Raw genomic sequence first — 1305 nt, 5'->3', positions numbered from 1 at the left:
CTGTACGAACCATTGTTACAAGGTCGTGAAAAGAGATCCGGGGCACCCATCCCAGTTTTTCACGGGCTTTACTTGGATCTCCCAGAAGCGTCTTCACCTCGGTTGGGCGGAAATAGCGTTTATCCACAACTACAATCGTTTGACCGGGTTTCAACACTGAATTTTTGGAATTCAATTCTGCAACCTTGCCCACTTCATATTCATTTTTGCCTGACCAGTCTATGCTTATGCCTATGTAGTCAGCAGCTATCTCCACAAATTCTCGTACTGAATGTTGCTGCCCCGTTGCAATGACATAATCTTCGGGGTTCTTCTGTTGCAGCATCATCCACTGCATCCGGACATAATCTTCCGCATGACCCCAATCCCTTTTTGAATCAAGGTTTCCAAGGTACAGGCAATCCTGAAGACCCAGGGTAATCCTGGCAAGAGCACGGGTTATTTTTCTTGTGACAAAGGTTTCTCCGCGAACAGGTGATTCATGGTTGAATAAAATACCATTACAGGCGTATATGTTATAGGCTTCACGGTAGTTTACTGTTATCCAGTAGGCATATAACTTTGCACAAGCGTAAGGAGAGCGTGGATAGAATGGAGTTGATTCGTTTTGCGGAGATTCTATCACTTTTCCATATAGCTCCGAGGTTGAAGCCTGGTAAAAACGAGTCTTTTTTTCAAGGCCCAAAAGTCGAATTCCTTCAAGGAGTCTTAAAGTACCGAGTGCGTCTGTGTCGGCAGTGTATTCAGGTGATTCAAAGGAGACCTTAACATGGGATTGGGCAGCTAAATTGTACAGCTCATCGGGCTGAACATCTTTTAATATCCTTATCAGATTGGTGGCATCTGTCATGTCCCCGTAGTGAAGAATGAATTTACGATTTTTTATGTGGGGCTCTTCATATAGGTGGTCTATGCGATCAGTATTAAAAAGAGATGTTCGACGTTTGATTCCATGTACTTCATACCCTTTTTGTAATAAGAAGTGAGCAAGGTATGCTGCATCCTGACCTGTGATACCGGTTATGAGGGCTGTTTTATTCATGTATTATCAATATGTTAAAATGTTTTTTATTGCTTGTACCATGTGGCACCGGCATCCATTTTCAATGTAATCAATGGGATTTTCAATTGTTTCCCTGTTTTCGATGTAGGGTCGTGGAGGTGTTAGAAAGGGGGAGTTGCTGGCATTATTAACATGTTCATTATGTAAGTTCTCAATAAGTCTGGGTTAACTGAATGATTTATTCTGAAATTAACCCCAAAAATTGAGAACAGTTCACCGTTTAACTGAAAACATGTGAGTGT

At 41.9% G+C, this 1305-nt stretch carries 1 protein-coding gene; it reads right to left on the bottom strand.

Going from position 1 to position 1305, the window contains the following annotated elements; all coding sequences use genetic code 11:
- Window positions 1–1042 (bottom strand): GDP-mannose 4,6-dehydratase (gene gmd / locus MTBBW1_RS27160; protein WP_080810130.1); only part of this gene is annotated, 1042 nt, incomplete at its 3' end.
- Window positions 1043–1305 lie beyond the last annotated feature (263 nt).

Origin of the sequence: Desulfamplus magnetovallimortis (genome assembly GCF_900170035.1) — a bacterium.
In the GTDB taxonomy this organism is placed as follows: Bacteria; Desulfobacterota; Desulfobacteria; order Desulfobacterales; family Desulfobacteraceae; genus Desulfamplus; species Desulfamplus magnetovallimortis.
The sequence above is the reverse complement of the archived record's forward strand: the minus strand, read 5'-3'. Positions and strand labels throughout refer to the sequence as shown.